13 protein-coding genes are annotated in these 18,316 nt (G+C 57.2%); 7 read left to right on the forward strand and 6 right to left on the reverse strand.

Translation table 11 applies throughout. The features are described 5' to 3' along the window. The coding region (locus tag ACYVHC_RS13715) for a glycoside hydrolase family 30 beta sandwich domain-containing protein (RefSeq protein WP_460614320.1) at positions 1–410 on the forward strand (410 nt) is incomplete at its 5' end. Between the two features lie 261 nt (positions 411–671). Here the strand turns inward: ACYVHC_RS13715 and bglX are convergent. Next, complete coding sequence (bglX, locus tag ACYVHC_RS13720; protein WP_460614321.1) at positions 672–2,990, reverse strand: beta-glucosidase BglX; 2,319 nt, start codon at positions 2,988–2,990, stop codon at positions 672–674. 705 nt (positions 2,991–3,695) lie between these two features. On the opposite strand from bglX, the gene ACYVHC_RS13725 reads away from it, so the two are divergent. From ACYVHC_RS13725 to ACYVHC_RS13735, 3 genes are all read left to right on the forward strand, one after another. Continuing rightward, the gene (locus tag ACYVHC_RS13725) at positions 3,696–4,046 is read left to right on the forward strand and encodes a low molecular weight protein tyrosine phosphatase family protein (RefSeq protein WP_460614322.1); all 351 of its coding nucleotides are present in this window, start codon (positions 3,696–3,698) and stop codon (positions 4,044–4,046) included. A gap of 143 nt (positions 4,047–4,189) precedes the next feature. Then, positions 4,190–5,146, forward strand: a complete 957-nt coding sequence (locus ACYVHC_RS13730) for a zinc-dependent peptidase (RefSeq protein ID WP_460614323.1) — start codon at positions 4,190–4,192, stop codon at positions 5,144–5,146. Positions 5,147–5,330: 184 nt separating this feature from the next. Next, the gene (locus ACYVHC_RS13735; protein ID WP_460614324.1) at positions 5,331–7,184 is read left to right on the forward strand and encodes a M2 family metallopeptidase; all 1,854 of its coding nucleotides are present in this window, start codon (positions 5,331–5,333) and stop codon (positions 7,182–7,184) included. Between the two features lie 118 nt (positions 7,185–7,302). Here the strand turns inward: ACYVHC_RS13735 and ACYVHC_RS13740 are convergent, their stop codons facing one another. The 3 genes from ACYVHC_RS13740 to recQ all read right to left on the reverse strand — a co-directional run bounded on the left by ACYVHC_RS13740 (position 7,303) and on the right by recQ (position 11,537). Continuing rightward, positions 7,303–8,022 carry a pirin family protein gene (locus ACYVHC_RS13740; protein WP_460614326.1) on the reverse strand — a complete coding sequence of 240 codons (720 nt, stop codon included), beginning with the start codon at positions 8,020–8,022 and terminating at the stop codon, positions 7,303–7,305. A gap of 237 nt (positions 8,023–8,259) precedes the next feature. Continuing rightward, a complete protein-coding gene (locus ACYVHC_RS13745) occupies positions 8,260–9,072 on the reverse strand; it encodes a helix-turn-helix domain-containing protein (RefSeq protein ID WP_460614327.1) in 813 nt (270 codons plus the stop codon). A 173-nt stretch (positions 9,073–9,245) separates the two neighbouring features. Next, on the reverse strand, positions 9,246–11,537 hold the full coding sequence (gene recQ / locus ACYVHC_RS13750) for a DNA helicase RecQ (protein WP_460614328.1): 2,292 nt from the start codon (positions 11,535–11,537) through the stop codon (positions 9,246–9,248). 157 nt (positions 11,538–11,694) lie between these two features. Here recQ and ACYVHC_RS13755 point away from each other — a divergent pair, with 157 nt between their 5' ends. After that, positions 11,695–12,039: a four-helix bundle copper-binding protein gene (locus ACYVHC_RS13755; RefSeq protein ID WP_460614329.1), complete on the forward strand. Its 345-nt coding sequence runs from the start codon at positions 11,695–11,697 to the stop codon at positions 12,037–12,039. Between the two features lie 115 nt (positions 12,040–12,154). Here the strand turns inward: ACYVHC_RS13755 and ACYVHC_RS13760 are convergent, their stop codons facing one another. Continuing rightward, the gene (locus tag ACYVHC_RS13760; protein ID WP_460614330.1) at positions 12,155–14,047 is read right to left on the reverse strand and encodes a glycoside hydrolase family 13 protein; all 1,893 of its coding nucleotides are present in this window, start codon (positions 14,045–14,047) and stop codon (positions 12,155–12,157) included. Between the two features lie 177 nt (positions 14,048–14,224). Continuing rightward, complete coding sequence (locus ACYVHC_RS13765) at positions 14,225–15,418, reverse strand: THUMP domain-containing class I SAM-dependent RNA methyltransferase (protein WP_460614331.1); 1,194 nt, start codon at positions 15,416–15,418, stop codon at positions 14,225–14,227. 225 nt (positions 15,419–15,643) lie between these two features. On the opposite strand from ACYVHC_RS13765, the gene ACYVHC_RS13770 reads away from it, so the two are divergent. Next, positions 15,644–16,666 carry a hypothetical protein gene (locus tag ACYVHC_RS13770; RefSeq protein WP_460614332.1) on the forward strand — a complete coding sequence of 341 codons (1,023 nt, stop codon included), beginning with the start codon at positions 15,644–15,646 and terminating at the stop codon, positions 16,664–16,666. Positions 16,667–16,735: 69 nt separating this feature from the next. Then, entirely contained in the window at positions 16,736–18,136 is a 1,401-nt protein-coding gene (locus tag ACYVHC_RS13775) for a sugar MFS transporter (protein ID WP_460614333.1), read from the forward strand. Positions 18,137–18,316 lie beyond the last annotated feature (180 nt).

An 18,316-nucleotide genomic window follows, 5' to 3' on the forward strand; every position in this document is an offset into this window, starting at 1 on the left:
GCCTGGGTGAGCGCTACGCCTACTCCATGCTCCACGACTTCAATGCCGGCACCGAGGCCTGGACCGACTGGAACGTGCTGCTGGACGAGACCGGCGGCCCCAACCACGTGGGCAACTTCTGCTACGCGCCCCTGATCGGGGACACCAAGCAGGGCCAGCTGCTCTACACCAACGCCTACTATTACATCGGTCACTTCAGCAAGTTTATCCGGCCCGGGGCCCGACGCGTGGCCGCCACGGCCAGCCGCGACGTGCTGCAAACCACGGCCTTCCGCAACCCCGACGGCAGCGTGGCCGTGGTCGTGCTCAACACGACGGAAAAAGAGCAGCCCTTCCAGCTCTGGATCCAGGGCCAAGCCACTCCCACCACCAGCCGCCCCCACTCTATTATGACTCTACTCATCAACTAAAATGACCTAGTAGAGCCGAGGCGTCACTCATGCGATGCTGTCTCCGCTTTACTAGGCAGTAAATATCTTTAAAGCCTAACTAGTAGCTGCTAGCCTGATGATCGGCTTCAGCTACTGCCCAAAACAAGAGAGGGAAGTCTTCATCGGAAAACTTCCCTCTCTTGTTTTGGCTTCCGGAGTACTAACTGCTCCCCTAGAGCAACTCAGTTCCCGGAAGCCCCCGCGACCTGGTCCCACAACCAGGCGCGGGTGTAGCCAAGGCTATTGCCCAGCGAGCTTGAAGCTAGCCATCTGCACGTCGCGGGAGTTGCCGCCCACAAACACATGGAAGTCGCCGGGTTCGGCCACGAATTTCAGGTCGGTGTTGTAGAACTTCAGGTCTTCGGGCGTGAGGCGGAACGTGAGCGTGCGGCTCTCCCCGCGTTTCAACATTACCTTCTGGAAGCCTTTCAGCTCTTTTACTGGCCTGGAAATGGAGCCCACCATGTCGCGGATGTAGAGCTGGGCCACTTCCTCCCCGTCGTAGTTGCCGGTATTTTTCAGGGTTACTTTCACATCCAGCGTGCCGTTCATGGCCAGTGAGGTGGTGCTCAGCTCCGGCTTGCCATATTCGAAGGTGGTGTAGCTCAACCCGTAACCGAACGGGTACAAGGGGTCGTTGCTCACATCCATGTAGCGCGACTTATACTTGTCTAGTGCCACACCTTGGTAGGGGCGGCCAGTCATTTTGTGGTTGTAGTAAATCGGCACCTGGCCTACGTGCCGCGGGAAGGTAGCCGTGAGCTTGCCTGAGGGGTTGTAAGCTCCAAAGAGCACATCGGCAATAGCGTTGCCGGCCTGAGTGCCTGCAAACCAGGTTTCCAGGATGGCATCGGCGTTCTGGTCTTCCCAGGGCAACGTGAGCGGACGGCCGCTCATCAGTACAATCACCAGGGGCTTGCCGGTCTTCTTCAGGGCCTTGAGCAATTCCAACTGCTGACCGGGCAGGCCAATATCGGCGCGGCTGGCAGCTTCCCCTGTCATGCCCTGGCTCTCGCCCACGGCGGCTACAATCACGTCGGCACCTTGCGCTACCTGCACGGCTTCGCGGATCATTTCCTCGGAGCTGCGCTTGTCCACGTTCAGCTCGCCGCCGTGGGCATTCAGGCGGTCAATCATCTGCTGGTCGTCGGTGAAGTTGGCGCCCTGGGCTGTTACAATCTTCACGCCGTTGCCGGCTACGTTCTTGATGCCTTGCTCCAGAGACACAGCCTGTTTCCAGTCGCCGGCGCCGCTCCAGGAGCCAATCATGTCGCGCTGGCGGGTGGCAAGGGGGCCAACCAGGGCAATGGTTCCGGCCTTTTTCAGGGGTAGGGCGTTGTTGCTATTTTTCAGCAGCACCATGCTCTTGCGGGCAATGTCGCGGGCATCGGCGATGAACTCCTTTTTCATCATCGTGGCCTTGGCCCGTTTTTCATTGGTGTACAGGTACGGGTCTTTGAACAGGCCTAGCTTCCACTTTGCTTCCAAGATGCGGCGGCAGGCCTGGTCAATCTGCTCCTGCTTTACGGTGCCATCTTTCAGGTTCTGGGTTAGGTTCTTCAGGAAAATCTCGCCCACCATGTCCTGATCACTACCCGCATTCAAGGCCAGCGCCGATACCTGCGCATCGTCGCCCATGCCGTGAGCGGTCATTTCGTTGATGGCGGTATAGTCGGTAGCCACAAAGCCTTTGAAGCCCCACTGGTTGCGCAGCAGCTCCGTCATCAGCCACTTGTTGCCGGTGGCGGGCACGCCGTTGATATCATTAAACGACGACATCATGGAGCCCGCGCCAGCCTCTACGGCGGCTTTGTAGGGCGGCAGGTACTCGTTGTACATGCGCACCAGGCTCATATCGGTAGTGTTGTAGTCGCGACCGGCTTCGGCAGCCCCGTAGAGCGCGAAGTGCTTCACGCAGGCCATCACGGTGTTGTTCTTCATCAGGTCGTCGCCCTGGTAGCCGCGCACCATCACGCGCGCAATCTGGGAGCCCAGGTACGGGTCTTCGCCCGAGCCCTCTGAAATCCGGCCCCAGCGCGGGTCGCGGGCAATGTCCACCATCGGCGAGTACACCCAGTTGATGCCATCAGCAGAAGCTTCTTCGGCCGCAATTCGGGCACTCCGCTCCATGGCCTGCAAATCCCAGCTCGAAGCCAAGCCCAGCGCAATCGGGAAAATGGTGCGGTGGCCGTGTATTACGTCGTAGCCGAAAATGAGCGGAATGTGCAGGCGCGACTCCTTCACGGCCATTTCCTGCAGCTTGCGCGCGGCTTTGGGCGTGAACGTATTGAGCACCGAGCCCACGTTGCCTTTGCGGATGTTGGCATCCACGTCCTTACTTACTACCGGCCCGGTTACATCAAACCCTACCGTTATCAGGTTCAGCTGGCCGATTTTCTCTTCCAGCGTCATCTTCTGCATCAGGTCGCTGATGAATTTGTTCATCTTCTGATCGTCGTCGGCTGTGAGCGTGGTGGCCGCAGCCGATTGGGAGGCCTGCAGCTGCGGCGTAAGCAGCCCCAGCGACATGAGCAAAGCGGTTCGAAAAACTCGTTTCATGTGGAAATTGGATAGGATGGTTGTGACGCTGACAGCTAGCCTCTGGGGTTACGGCCGGCCACAGGGGGTACGGCGAGGGCAGCTTGGGTATAGTGGCAGCTGCCTAGCTGGTGGTGAGGCAGGAGGAAAGGCAGACGCAAAGCCGCTGCTGGCAAAGGAGAGAAGCATCGGGTCGGCGCGGACTTACTACGCTTTTTTCGGAGCTACTGCACGCAGCACCCGGCCCGGAAAGCAGCCTTAGTTTGGGCTTTTGAGGGCCTATTAGCAAACCATTTCGGGCCTCGGCTATATGCAATACTACAAAACCTTTTAGTTGCTCAACCACCCTCACAAGCACTTCGGACACTAAAATTTACTCAACCTAGCAGCACCGTATAGCGCTTCTCTACCGTTGGTTGTGATGTAACTGTTATGGCCACCGGAGCATCCAATTACCGGCATAGCTCCTGCCTCCTGTAATTCCCTTTCTTACACTACCCTACACCCACTGCTGCTTGTGCGGTACGTGTGCCGTAACCGGGATTGTAGGTCCGTTTTGTAGCCCTGGCACTCTGGAGGTCCGGCAGACTATTTCAAACTGTACTTTTGCTTGCGCATGCTGAGTACAGCGGGGTACTGCCACGGTTTGCGCCCTCGCAAGGGGTAGCACCTGGCGTGCTGTTGAGGCCTGCATATGCCACCTGTTTGCTTTTCTTCTGTTCTGCTTTGTCTGATTCCTCTGCTCTCAAGCTATTATTTATCTGTAGCCAAAACCGCTGGCGCAGCCTCACTGCCGAGCGTTTGTTTGATGGCCACCAACACTACGAGGCACGTTCGGCGGGCACTGAGCCCGGCGCGAGAGTGCGCGTTACGGCCGGGCACCTGGGTTGGGCCGATGTGGTGCTGGTAATGGAGCGCAAGCATACCGATATACTGCAGCAGAAATTTCGGGAAGAGCTGGCCGGCAAACGCATCATTAACCTGCGCATCCCCGACAAATTCCAGTTCATGGACCATATTCTGCTGGAGTTGCTGCGGGAGCGGCTGCGCGAACACCTAGGGCCTGCGGTGCTGTAACCCCTAACCAATTCCCCTAGTGTCATTTGGAGTGTAGCTGTATCCGTGTTTGAATACCTTGCCTGGGTTCACCCTGTCTGGCGGCCTAGTAAACCGACGGAGGACAAGCACAACCTCACGGCCTCAGCATCGTTTAGCGGCTCATGCAGTACCTTCTTTTCGCCGCCCTGCTTGCAGTGGTAGCCTTTTTATTCTACCGCTACGTTACGCGGGAGGCACGTCTCCGGCAGGCAGCGGTAGCCGCTGAGTTTCCTCAAGAGTGGCGCCAGATTCTCACAGAGCGCGTCGCGTTTTATCTTTCGCTTACGCCCGGCGACAAGCAGCGCTTTGAGAAGAAAGTGCAGGTGTTTTTGGCCCAAACCCGCGTCACGGGCATTCAAACAGATATCGACGAGACTACCCGCGTGCTAGTGGCGGCTTCCGCCGTTATTCCAGTATTCGGGTTTCCGGATTGGGAGTATGCCAACCTGAGCGAGGTACTGGTGGTGCCCGATGCCTGGACCCAACAACGCGACCCCAACAAGGAGTTTGTGGGGCTGGAAGGAACCCTGCTGGGTAGCGTGCAGGGCTTTCAAACCTCGCACTATATGCGCCTCTCAAAATCTTCGCTGGAGCAAGGCTTTAAAGACGCCCTCGACAAGCAAAATGTTGGCATTCATGAGTTTGCCCACTTGTTGGATGAGGCCGATGGCGTGATTGACGGCGTGCCAGCGGTTGCGCTACCTGCTGAGCTGCGACCAGAATGGGAAGCCGTGATGCAACGCGAAATTGCCGCCATCCGGGCCGGCGACTCAGAAATCAATAGCTACGCGGGCACGAATGAGGCCGAGTTTTTTGCAGTCGTGACGGAGTACTTCTTCGAGAAGCCCGAAAAGCTGCAGGAGCACCATCCCGAGCTATACCAACTACTGCAGCGTGCCTTTCGCCAAAACCCTAAAAAACGCTTCCTGCGCCTGGCCGTTGACCCGCGCGAGTGGATTCGGAGCTTGCGCACGCGCCGCAAATTCGGCCGCAACGACCCCTGCCCCTGCGGCAGCGGTAAAAAGTATAAAGACTGCCATCTGCTGCAACAGCAGCAGGAAACAGCCACCAGCATTTAATTACTAGGCCCTTGTACTAGACGAACCCTCATTAAACCAGCCCCTGCTGCCCGCAACGCAGTGGGGGCTTTGGCGTTCTGGCGGGGCTAGTGAATTCCGGAGGTTTGGCTGTCGCAGCTACCTAGTAAACCGCTCGCTTTGTACTTTAGCTGCCCACCACCCTAGTTTTCCCCTCCTTCTTCTTATGAAAAAATACTTCCTCCCCATTCTTACGGCCGGCGCCCTTACGGCGTGTGCCCCCACGGCCAAAACGCCCACGGCTGCCACTACCCCCTCGCCTACTACCGAACCTACTAGCCAGCCAGCCGCGCCCAACTGGCAGGAACAGGCCGAGGCCTTTTTGAAAGACTACTCCGCCCAGTACCAGCGCCTGTACACCGAATCGGCGGAGGCGGAGTGGCGCTCTAATACGCATATTGTGGCTGGCGATACCGCTAACTCGGGCGCCACAGCCCGCGCCAACGAGCGGATGGCGGCTTTCACGGGCTCGGTTCAGAACATTGAGCGCCTGCGCCAGCTGCTAGAGCACAAGCAAGACCTAACCGACATTCAGGTAAAGCAACTGCAAACGGCGCTTTACAACGCGGCCAACTCGCCCCAGACCATTGCCGACGTAGTAAAGCAGCGCATCAAAGCTGAAACCCAACAGACGGAAAAGCTCTACGGCTTCGACTACAAATACCAGGGCAAGTCCGTCACGACCAACGACCTGGATGAGCTGCTACGCAAAGAGAACAACCCGCTCAAGCGCCAGCAGATTTGGGAAGCCAGCAAAGCTATTGGCCCTACTCTGAAGGAAGGCCTGCTGAACCTGCGCGACCTACGCAACCAAACGGTGCAGGCCCTCGGTTACCCCGACTACTTCTCGTATCAGGCATCTGACTACGGCATGAGCCGGGAGGAGATGATGACGCTGGTGCGCAAAATCAACGAGGAGTTGCGCCCCTTGTACCGCGAGCTACATACCTACGCCCGCTACGAACTAGCCAAGAAATACAAGGTAAAGCAGGTGCCCGATTATCTGCCCGCTTCGTGGCTACCCAACCGCTGGGGCCAGGACTGGAGCGCGATGGTGGACGTGAAAGGCCTCAACCTCGACCCCGTTCTGGCGAAAAAAGGCGCCGAGTGGCAAGTGAAACAAGCTGAGCGCTTCTATCAGAGCCTCGGCTTTCAGGCTCTACCGACTTCGTTCTATGAGAAATCGAGCCTTTACCCGTTGCCCAAAGGCGCTACTTATAAGAAGAACAACCACGCCTCGGCCTGGCACATGGACCTAAACCAGGACGTGCGCAGTCTGATGAGCGTGGAAGGCAACACCGAGTGGTATGAGACCACCCACCACGAGCTGGGTCACATCTATTACTACCTCACTTATACCAACCCTGAGGTGCCGGTACTGCTGCGCCAAGGTGCCAACCGCGGCTACCATGAGGCTATGGGCTCTCTGATGGGCTTGGCCGCTACCCAAAAGCCCTTCCTGGCCGGCCTAGGCCTAGTAGATGCTAAATCGAAGACGGACCAAACCCAGACGCTGCTGAAGGAAGCCTTGAACTACGCCGTATTCATACCATTTGCCTCGGGTGTGATGAGTGAGTGGGAAAACAGCTTCTATGCCGATAAGCTGCCCGCCGACCAACTCAATGCCCGCTGGTGGGCACTGGCCAAGCAGTACCAGGGCATTGTGCCGCCGACCACGCGCGGCGAGCAGTACCTCGACCCCGCCACCAAAACCCACATCAACGACGACCCCGCGCAGTATTACGACTACGCCCTCTCTTACGTCATCCTGTTCCAGCTCCACGACCACATTGCCAAGAACATCCTGAAGCAGGACCCGCACGCCACCAACTACTACGGCAGCAAAGAAGTAGGCGCTTTCCTGGCCGACATCATGCGCCCTGGCTCCAGCAAAGACTGGCGCACCGTGCTGAAAGAGAAAACCGGCGAAGACCTCTCGGCCCGCGCCATGGTAGAATACTTCCAGCCCCTGATGGCCTACCTCAAGCAGCAGAACAAAGGCCGCAAGTACACGATGTAAGCGCTAGCTTGCCCGCAAACAAAAAGGCCGCCCCATTCAGGGCGGCCTTTTTGTTTGCGAACTAGTCTAAAAGTAAACCAGCCTTGTTACAGGTATCGGCTTCACTTAAGGAAATGACCTAGTAATTCGCCTCAGTGCCAGGCAAGTCAATCAGAATGAATTGAGCGTCTTTAGAGGCACGAATTTCCAGCACGTTTTCATCGGTGGAGCGAACCTGATCGTTGGGTCCGATATCAACTCCGTTGATGTAGAGGCTGCCTTCTTTCACGTAAATGAAGGTGTTACGAATTGGGAAGGTCTTGAAAGTAACTGTCTTGTCAGTGCTCAGGTTGCACCAGTATACCGTGGAGTTGGAGTTCATGTACACCACATCTTCCAGCACTTTTTGTCCTGAGACCAGCGGAATCAGCTCATTCTTTTTGTCCAGGAAGTCCACGTCTTTCTGCTCGTAGCTTGGCGACAGGCCTTTTTGGTTGGTCAGAAACCAGAGTTGATAGATATGAGCGGGCTTGTCGGTGTCGTTCTTTTCGGAGTGGGCCAGGCCCGTGCCCGCCGTCATGCGCTGCACTTCGCCTTTCTTGATGGTGGCGTTGTTACCCATAGTGTCGGCGTGGCACAGCTCACCGTCCAGCACCAGCGTCACGATTTCCATTTCGGAGTGCGGATGCTGCGGAAAACCGGAATTAGCCTGAATGTTATCGTCGTTAAACACGCGCAGCGGGCCAAAATGCATATTCTGCGGGTCGTAGTAATCGGCGAAACTGAACAGGAAGTAGCTGCTGAGCCAGTTGACGGGAGCAGCGTGATGACGGTCGGTAGCGGGAATAATCTTAAGCATCGGGAGGTCAGTGGTTAGTAGTTGCGTTGGGCTTACGCGGAGTAAGCGCGGTTAGTTAAACGCTTAATCGTAGTTAATAGATATTCTCCTCCTTCTGATGCCGTTGCTTACGTGTCTTGACAGTTTACGCTAGAACGCAACCTAGTAGATTACCGCTGTTACTAGGCTCCCGCCAGACGCAAAACGCCCGCTTAGCCATCGTGGCCAAGCGGGCGTTTTATATACCAGTAGTACTGGTTATACTTTCTTCATGGTGCTTACCTGCTGCTGCAAGTCGAGCACAATACTAGCTAGTCGGTTCAGCGAAAGGTCAGCAATGGGGAACGTGCTGCTGATGTAGGCTTTGGCCTCCCAGATTTCCACTACATCCTCCACATCAATCTGATAGGGCTGATATAGGGGGTTATCGGAGTGCAGGGCCAGCATAGCAGCATCTTTCAAGCGGTTGAATACACGCTTGAATACGATGCCCTCTTTGCTGCTCACCACAATGCAGGGTGTGCCGTCTTTGATGCTCATCCAGTCATCCACGTAGCGACCCACGATAACGGTACCGCTGGCAATGGGTAGCATGGAGTCGCCGGCAATTTCAAAGGCGCGGTACGTGCCAGTGTTGCCCAGCATCGGCAGCCGGAACTTCGGCAGCTCTTCTAGGTACTCCGGATCGGCGTAGCCGTTGAGGTAGCCAGCCGCCGCCTTCTGCGGTACCAGCTCAATGTTCTCGTTCTGCTCGCGGTCAACGGTGAGGGCCAGAATACGCAGGTTGTTGCCGGTGCGGTTGGCCGCATTTTCGGAGGTAGCAACAGCCGACTGGGCTTGTAGCTGCAAGGCGGCTTTGGCGTTCTTCTTTTTGCTAAAGTCAGTGGTTACCAGCGCATCAAGCGAGATACCGAACAGGCGCGCCATATTCACGAGGGTAACTAGCTTGGGTTCAGCTCGTCCTTCCTCATATGCGCCCACCAAGGAGCGTTTAATACCTAGTTTTTCGGCCATCTGCGCCTGCGTAAGGCTCAGTTCGCGCCGCCAGAATTTCAGATTCGTGTTAATCATAACGCAGGGGGAGCCGGGAGAAATGGCTGCAACGGCAAAACAGGTGCCGGCTCACGAAGATACGAACGCATCTACGCGAATACTAATTCAATTAGCTGAAATTTTTACTAAAAATATTCGGCGCCTCCTTTTCCGGCAGTCTGGTTTACACTACCCCCGCTAATGGCCGCAACCTACTCGCCGCGTAGCTTCTTGAAATACATGAGCGCCAGCCGAAGCTTAAAGTAATCGTACTTCTCGCGCAGGTGGTCGAACAGGTCGCGGAGCATAGGGCTGCCCCCCAGTTGGGCCTGGGCCGTCTGAATTTCGGCTAGGGCATCGGGCGTCAGGAAGTCAGCCAGGCGCAGATCGAGGCCTTTGGCGTAGCAGTTGGTCAGGTGGGTTTGAACCGTGGAGAGGGCTAGCTCCCGGCGCTCGGCAATGGCTTCTAGGCTCAGGCCCTGGCGGTGCAGCAGAAAAGAGGCTTCCATGGTGCCGTTTACATCGGTGCTAGCCTCCTTGGCTTCCTTAACTGCTTTGGGCTTCGTCTCTTTTTTGCGGGAAGCGCGCGGTGAGCCACCAAAGTCATCAGGACCCAGGTTGCTCGGTATGTCATCCATCTCGAACTCTACTTGCGCCGCGGGGTTGCCGCCGTGGGCCAGCACTTCCCGAATGAATGCCTCGCCGTAGTTTTCGAACTTCTTCATACCTACCCCCGAAATGCTGAGCATCGCCGTGCGGTTGACAGGGCGTTCCTCGGCCATTTCCTGCAGCGTGGAGTCGGTGAAGATAACGTACGGCGGTACGCCCTGCTCGTCGGCAATACGCTTGCGCAGGCTGCGCAAGGCCTCGAACAGCCTGGCTTCGCGCGAAACCGGTGCGGCTTTGGTGGCCGCAGCGGCTTTGCGGCCCCGGGGCGCTTTCTCGGCTTTTTCGGCGGGCTGAAACTTCTTCATGGCCAGGGGGCGCTGGCCTTGTAGCACCTCGCGGCCTAGCTCCGTCATTTTCAGCGAGTAACCTTCCTCGTAGGCAATGTACAGCAACCCATCATTCAGCATCTGATGAATGTAGCTGTACCAGTCGAGGTAGGGCAGGTCGCGGCCGGCGCCGTAGGTTTTAATCTGGTCGAAGCCACCCGATAGCACCGCTTGGTTGCGCATGCCGCGCAGCACGTCAATCAACAGGCCAATGGGAGCCCGCTCGCGCATGCGCACCACCGCCGAAAGTGCTTTCTGGGCTAGTTCAGTGCCATCGAAAGTGGTAGGTGGGTTGCGGCAGATGTCGCAGTTACCGCAGTCCTGCGCCAGCGTTTCGCCGAAGTAGTTGAGCAGGATTTTGCGGCGGCAGCTGGCGGCCTCGGCAAACTGCTGCATGCGCTCCAGCTTGGTAAGGTTTAGCTGCGTAAGGTGCGGATTCTCCTTAGTGAGCATCTCGCGCAGCTGCATCACATCAGAAAAGCTATAGAATAGCACCGCCGTGGCCGGAGAGCCGTCGCGGCCGGCGCGCCCGATTTCTTGATAGTACCCCTCGATGTTTTTGGGCAGGTTGTAGTGAATCACCCAGCGCACGTTGCTTTTATCGATGCCCATCCCGAAGGCGATGGTGGCAATAATAACCTGCAGGTCGTCTTTCAGGAAGGCTTCCTGCACGCTGGCGCGCTGGTTGGGCGTCATGCCAGCATGGTAGAAACCCGCTTTGTAGCCTTTTGCCTGAATTTTCTGGGCTAGCGTTTCGCACTGCTTGCGCGAGAGACAATAGATAATGCCGGCCTCGCCGGGGTGGCGCTCCAAAAACTCCAGAATGCCCCCTACCCGGTCCTGCCCCGGCCGCACAATCAGGTTCAGGTTGGGCCTATCGAAAGACGAGAGGAACACCCGCGGATTGTTGAGCCGCAGCTGCGACTGAATATCGCGCTGGGTAAGGCGGTCGGCGGTGGCCGTCAGGGCAATGATGGGCGTGCTCGGAAACTGCTCGCGCAGCACCCGCAACTGCGTGTACTCGGGCCGAAAATCGTGTCCCCAGGAGCTGATGCAGTGCGCTTCATCAATAGCGAACATGCTGATGCGCATGCGCCGCAAAAACGTCAGGAAGCCTTCCGACAGCAATTTTTCCGGCGAAACGTACAGCAGCTTGAGGTAACCGTTTAGGCAGTCGGCGGCAATGTTGTTTTGCTCACTCTGGCCCACACTGCTGTTGATGTAGGCCGCCGAGATGCCGTTGGCTTTCAGGGCTTCCACCTGGTCTTTCATCAGGGCAATCAGCGGCGACACGACCACACACACGCCTTCCTGCACCACCGCCGGCACCTGAAAGCAGACGGATTTGCCGCCGCCAGTAGGCATCAACACCACCGTATCCAGCCCACCCATGATGTTCTGGATAATATCCTCCTGCATGGGCCGAAACGAGTCGTAGCCGTAGTATTGCTTTAATACACGGCGAGCAGATTCAAGAGTCGGGGCGAGAGGTTCAGCAGCAAATAACATGGGGTAAAGATAAGGCTAAACGCAACGGGGCGAAAGAATGAAAATAACCATTCGAAGACGCAAATCGTGCACCACTGCGGCGGAATACTACACGGCTAACCGGTAGCTGCCCCCGTATACACAGATATCGTTTTCCGTAGATAAAATCCCTTTTGCTATGACAACCTCCCCCGCTGCTGCTTCCAAACACACCGTTGTGCTCGACGCCCTCAACCGCTGCATTGCCGCCTGCGAGCACTGTGCTACCTCCTGCCTGCACGAAGAGCATGTACAGCACATGGTGCCCTGCATTCTGCTCGACCGTGATTGTTCCGACGTTTGCGCCCTCACAGCCCGCCTAGTGGCTCGCGGCTCAGAACACGCCAAGCACCTGATGCGGGAGTGCATTGAAATCTGTACTAAGTGTGCCAACGAGTGCAGCCAGCATGAGGATGAGCACTGCCAGCAGTGCGCCGCTGCCTGCCAGGCCTGCGTAGAGGCTTGCCAGCGCTACCTCGAGTAGAGTACTAGCTCCCGAGAGAAACCAAACCTCTCGTTGAGCCTCTTGGCTCTAACGTACCAAGGGCCGCTACCTTCGCGTGAGGTAGCGGCCCTTGGTATGTCGGAGCTAGGTGAATCTATTTCATCAACTCCAGTACCACTGCTGTTTTGGCCGGCAGTTGCAGCGTCTTGATGTCGCTCAGCGTCTCGTTAGTTAACACGTTGCGGGCTTTGCTGAAGCCATTTAGGCGTTCCGAGAACCTAGCCGTAGGCAGGGCCGCAGGCTTGTCGGTGGAGTTGGTGGCGACCATTACGGTGCCGGTGGCATCGTAGCGGAAGTACACGTAGAGGCCGTTTTCGGGCAGGTACTGCATCAGTTTGCCAGAGTTCAGCACTTTGTGGTCGCGGCGGTACGTGGCTAGGGTGCGCACAAAGTTGAAGGCCTCGTTTTCCTGCGGCGTACGGCCGGCCACCGTAAACTTATCCTGCTTATCGCCGGGCCAACCGCCAGGGAAATCTTTGCGCACTTCGGCATCGGTGGGGTTCTTGAAATTCTTCATCAGAATTTCGGTGCCGTAGTACATGGAGGGAATACCTCTGGTAGTAAGCATCCACGTCAGGCCCATCTTGAACTTGTCTACGTCTTCGCCTACTTCCGACAGAAAGCGGTTGTGGTCGTGGTTATCAATGAACGTCACCAGCTTGGTGGGGTCCTGATACACACCGTCCTGAGCCAGGGCCTGGTACACGCGCTGCACCCCGTTGTCCCAGCCCGTAGCCGATGGCGTACCTACTTCCTTGAGGCCACCCAGCATGGCGCCTTCCAGCACAAAATCAAGGCCACCGGGCTGATTTGATTTGAATGGGAAGTCAATTTTATTGCGCACGTAGTAGGCCTGATCCACAATGCTTGTCACCGATGACTCCCCGAAAATATGGATGCGGGGGTACTCTGTGAGCAACGCGGCGTTGCAGCGGTTCATGAACGGCTGGTCGTTGTACATGTAGGTATCAATCCGCCAGGCATCCACCCCGAAGGTTTCCACTGACCAAATGGCGTGCTGAATCAGGAAGTTGGCCACGTACGGGTTTTGCTGGTTCAGGTCAGGCAGGAAGGGTACAAACCAGCCATCAAGCGTCACCTTTTTATCTACCTGCGCGGCATAGGGGTCGGTGATGGGCTGCTGGCGGTACGAGGTGTTGGTGTAGGTATCCCACTGGTGCAGCCAGCTTTTCATGGGCAAATCCTTCACAAACCAGTGGTTGTTGCCCACATGGTTATACACGGCATCTTGCACCACTTTCAGGCCCGCAGCGTGGGCTTTCTGCACGTAGGTTTTGTAGGCTTCATTGCCCCCTAAGCGCCGGTCAACGGTGTAGTGGTCGGTAAATCCGTAGCCGTGGTAAGCGGCGCGCATAGTGCCGCCCTCGTTGGTGAGACCTTGGTTGTTTTCAATAACAGGCGTAAACCACACGGCCGTAACGCCCAGGTCTTTGAGGTAGCCAATCCGCTGGGCTGCACCAGCTAGGTCGCCGCCGTGGCGGAAGAACGGGTTGGCGCGGTCCATGTTGGGGTCGGCCATATCCGCGAACTTGTCGTTGCTGGGGTCACCGTTGGCAAACCGGTCGGGCATGGCCAGGTAAATGAAGTCGGCCTGCGTAACGCCCTGGCCTTTTGGGGCATTGTCGCGGGCCTTCAGTTCCCAGTTCTGCGTGACGGTTTGGGCGCCTTTCTTGCCTAGTATTTTCACCGTGCCGGGCTTGGCAGTAGCGGCAATGGTCAGGTCCAGAAAAGCATAATTTGGGTTCTCCACGGCGCTGGTTTTCGTCAGCTTCACGCCCGGATGCGTTATGGTGTAGCTCATGGTGCCGGCCTGCGGGCCATACACGAGCAGCTGCACGTTGCTGTTTTTCATGCCTACCCACCAGTTGGTAGGGTTTACGCGCGTGATGGCCGGCGTTTGAGCTACTACCCCCCACGGCAGCAGCAAGGCCAGCAGGAGCAGCAAAAAGCAATTCGGTTTAATCATGATGAAGGCGGGAATAGAGGACAGTTCAGCAGAAACAGGAAGGTAGTAGCTGGCCAGCAATTATCAGAACAGAAGACGCCCGGAAGCTGCCTTGCGCCCGGTTACTAGGTAGCAAAGGCACCCAAACCTCCCGGGGCAGGCTTGATAATGTTGGCCGGCTGCAAATGCGACTGGGTGCTAGCCCTGCTCGGGGCGCGAAACCTTGCGCGTGCCTTGGTACAGCTCGTACTTGAGCAAGCGGCAGTCGATGGGGCCGTTATAGAGCGGAATGCGGCGCGAAGTTTTTAGGCCGATGCGCTTGGCCGCCTCCAGGTTGCCGGTGAATATAAATGCGTCGTAGCCCTGGAAACCCGATTTCAGCGTGTCGCCGATGGTTTTGTAGAGGGCATCCATTTCGGCTTCCTCGCCAATTCGCTCGCCGTAGGGCGGGTTCATTATCACAATGCCGGGCTCTTCTTTGGCCGGGGCTTTGGCTTCTTTCACGTCGCGCACCCCCAACCGGATAAAGTCTTCCAAGTCGGCGGCGGCCACGTTTTCGCGGGCCAGCTCAATAAACTCCCTCGATAAATCAGAGCCCGCAATGTAGGCCTGAGGCTCTTCCAGACGCATTTGCTTGGCATCCATCTGCACTGATTCCCAGAGCGAGGCATCAAAATCAGCCCAGTTCTCGAAGCCAAACTTGCCCTGATGATACAAACCGGGCGCGATGCGCTGGGCAATGAGGGCGGCCTCGGTGAGCAAGGTGCCGGAGCCGCACATCGGGTCGATGAGGGGCTTTTTGCCGTCCCAGCCGCTAAGCAGCAACAGGCCGGCGGCCAGGGCCTCGTTGAGCGGGGCCACGTTGGTTTGCTGGCGGTAGCCGCGCCGGTGCAACGACTCGCCCGAAGCGTCGAGGCTCAGAATCACCTCGTTTTCAATCATGTGCAGGTGCAGCCGGATATCGGGATTTTTCACATCCACGCTGGGCCGCTCGCCGGTACGGTTCCGGAACTGGTCTACAATGGCATCTTTGGTGAGCTGGGCCACGAACAACGAGTGCTCAAAGGTGGACTTGTTCACGACGGCCGTAATAGCAAACGTTTGGTCCTGACGGATGTACTTGCTCCAGTCGATGCGGCCGACTTCGCGGTAGAGGGCTTTTTCGTCGCGGGCATAGAAGCCAGCGAAGGGCTTAAGAATGCGCATGGCCGTGCGGCACCAGAGGCAGGCCTCATACAGCAGCTGGGTGTCGCCGGTGAATTCGATGGCGCGCTGGCCTACTTTCTCAATTTTGGCTCCTAGCTGGCGCAGCTCTTCTGCTAGCACCTCTTCCAGCCCAAACTGGGTAGTGGCAGTCATGTAAAAGGGAGCGGAGCGGCGGTTGTCGGCCATAAGCGAGCTAGTAAATTGAGCGAAGGAAAGCCCAAAGGTCGGGAATGTAGCGCGCCGAACCACAGTTTTGGTAGGCCGATGCCCTAGTGATGCTGACTTACTACCGGTTGGGCCGGCTGCACGGGGTAGCAGTTGACGCTCCCGGTGGCCCTAGCACCGCACCAGACCGGTAGCGAAGTATATGGAGAATGCTAGGCAATGGCCGATTCTCAATACCTTCGGATTATGCGGCCTTCCTTCCTGTTCGACCCTAGTAAAAGCTCCCTCTTCTACCTGATTCTATTTTTGGCCCTGGTAGTCATCGGGCTGACGACGTATGAAGCCCTGAACGGGCATTACTCCATTATTGGCAGCGTGTCGTCGTTTCTGGCGCTGTTCGTGGCCTTTCAGAGCTGGAAATCGGCCGATGATGCCTCTCGCAAAACCGATGAGGCCATGAAGCAAATGCAGGACTTGGTGCACGAAACCCGACAGTTGGTAGAAAGCAGCTCGGCGGTGGAAGAGCAAATCAAGAGCGCCGTCATCACCATCAGCGACGCTACCCGGGAGCTATACAAAGGGTTCCAGCCCATTATGAGAGAAATAGCAGCTTTCCTGGAAGAAGCCAAGGGAAGCGAATATCTGGCCCTGATGACCGATTCGGCAGCCATCGGCACCTTCTACGCCCGCCATCATCAGCCCCCGCTTAACCAGCGAGAAATGCAGGCCCTCACCGACCGCATTCACGACCTGCTGCTGGAGCGCACCCGCGACGCCCGGGAGTTCTACCTCGCCACCCTTGCCGTGGAGGATGTTGCCACTACGGTTCCGCCTACCCTCGACAAGCACGGGCATTTGCACTACTTCGTGCAGGGCGTGTGGCAGCAGTTCCACCCCAATGTGCCGGTAACGGAGGAGCATTGGAAAGAGCATCGGGAAGAGCACCTTGCCACCCTGCGCCAGATTCAGGAAACGTTTATGAGTCTTTCCAAGCACTCTGAGCAGCAGGCGGCGGGCCTGGCGCCGCACCAGCACCTGCCGGTGCTGCCGCTCCAGCTGTTTCTGCGGTTCAATGCCGAGGCCAAAGAGCCCTTTCGGGCTTTGGTAGTATTTCTGGGCCAGTACAACCTCGACCGGGTAGCGGAAACCCGCGCCATGCAAACAGCGGATCCGGAACTGGTGCGCACCTTTATCAGCATGTTTGAAAGCCTTACCAGCCTCGACGACCACCCGGGCTACCAGCAGCTCCGGCAGCAATTCCCGCTATAACCGGCGGAGCGGCCATTCGGCGCCGGTTTTCTATCTTTAAGGCTCTCTCATTCCTCTACTTCTGCCTGCATGGCTGCTCCTATCACTTCTTCCTCCCCTCCCACCGCTGCTGCCGGCACGGCGCGCAGCTTCGCGCTGCCCATGGCCGCCATGACGAGCCTGTTCTTCCTATTCGGGGCCGTCACGAACTTCAACGACGTGCTGATGCCCTACCTTAAGGACATCTGCCAGCTCACGGATTTACAGTCGTCATTGGTGCAGTCGGCTTTTTTCGGGGCGTATTTCCTGATGTCGTTGCCGGCGGGCTTTGTATTGAAACGCCTGGGCTACCAGCGCGGGATTGTGCTCGGGCTGTTGGTAATGGCCGCTGGCGCCTTAATGTTTGTGCCGGCTGCCAACTCCCGCACCTTCGCGCTGTTCCTGACGGCGCTGGGGCTGCTAGGCGCGGGCATCACGCTGCTGCAGGTAGCGGCTAACCCCTACGTTTCGGTGCTGGGTCCGGCCAACCGGGCGGCCAGCCGCGTAAGCATTGTAGGCGTGGCCAACGGGCTGGGCGGCACCATTTCGCCGCTTATCGGTGGGGCCATCTTGTTTGGCACTTCGGAGATTTTGAAGGCTCGACTGGCTACGCTACCCCTACAACAACGCCTGACGGAGGAAGCCACGCTCATTAAGCCGCTCTATTTGGGGCTGGCAGGTTTTCTGGTGGCGCTGGCGGGCATCTTTTTTCTGCTACGCCTGCCTGAAATCGAAAGCCTGCCGGCCGATGACCAAGCCGATACGCTACCTGCGGCCGCCAACCGCCGCTCGGCCCTCGACTATCCGCACCTCGTGCTGGGCATAGCGGCCATCTTTGTGTATGTGGGGGTTGAGGTGGGCCTAGGCTCGTTTCTGATTCGCTACGGCGAGTCGCAGGGAATTACGCAGCTCAGCAGCTTCACCCAACAGCTGGTACGCGGCCTGAATGTGGTCACCAATTTTGCGTCGGTGCTCTTCGGAAAATCGCCGGCCCCGATTGACACGACCATCGGTTTCACGAAAGCTGTGGGTGCGGTACTGGTGGCCTCTTATTGGTTTGGCGTGATGGTGGGGCGCATTGTGGGCATTCCGCTACTGCAGCGCTTCAACGACCGGAAGATGCTAGTAGGCGTGTGCGCCGCCGGTGTAGCGCTGGTAGTGGCTTCTATGCTTTCCAGCGGGGAAGCCGCACTCTGGATGATTGTGCTGTGTGGGCTTTGCAACGCCATTATGTGGCCTGTCATTTTCCCCATGGCTATTAAAGGACTAGGTCAATTTACCAAGCAAGGCTCTTCTTACCTGATTATGGCCATTGTGGGTGGAGCTGTGGTGCCGCCCCTCATGGGCTGGATTGCTACCAATGGGGGTGGACTGCGTGTGGCGTTCATACTGCCGGCGCTCTGCTACGCGTATCTTCTGTTTTACTCCTTGCGCGGGTACCGAGTCCGGTAACCTATCCATCAACTAACATACGCCACGAGCGGGTTGGAACCAGGCAAGAAGCTGGCTCTGACCCGCTTTTTTTTATGCCTAAACGGTGCGGAATGATGCCTATTAGTACAGCTGAGCTTACTCCTCAAATTGTTTACTTTTTTTGTTGAATCTTTTATAACAAAAAGTTAAACATTAGAA

Source organism: Hymenobacter seoulensis, assembly GCF_054780535.1.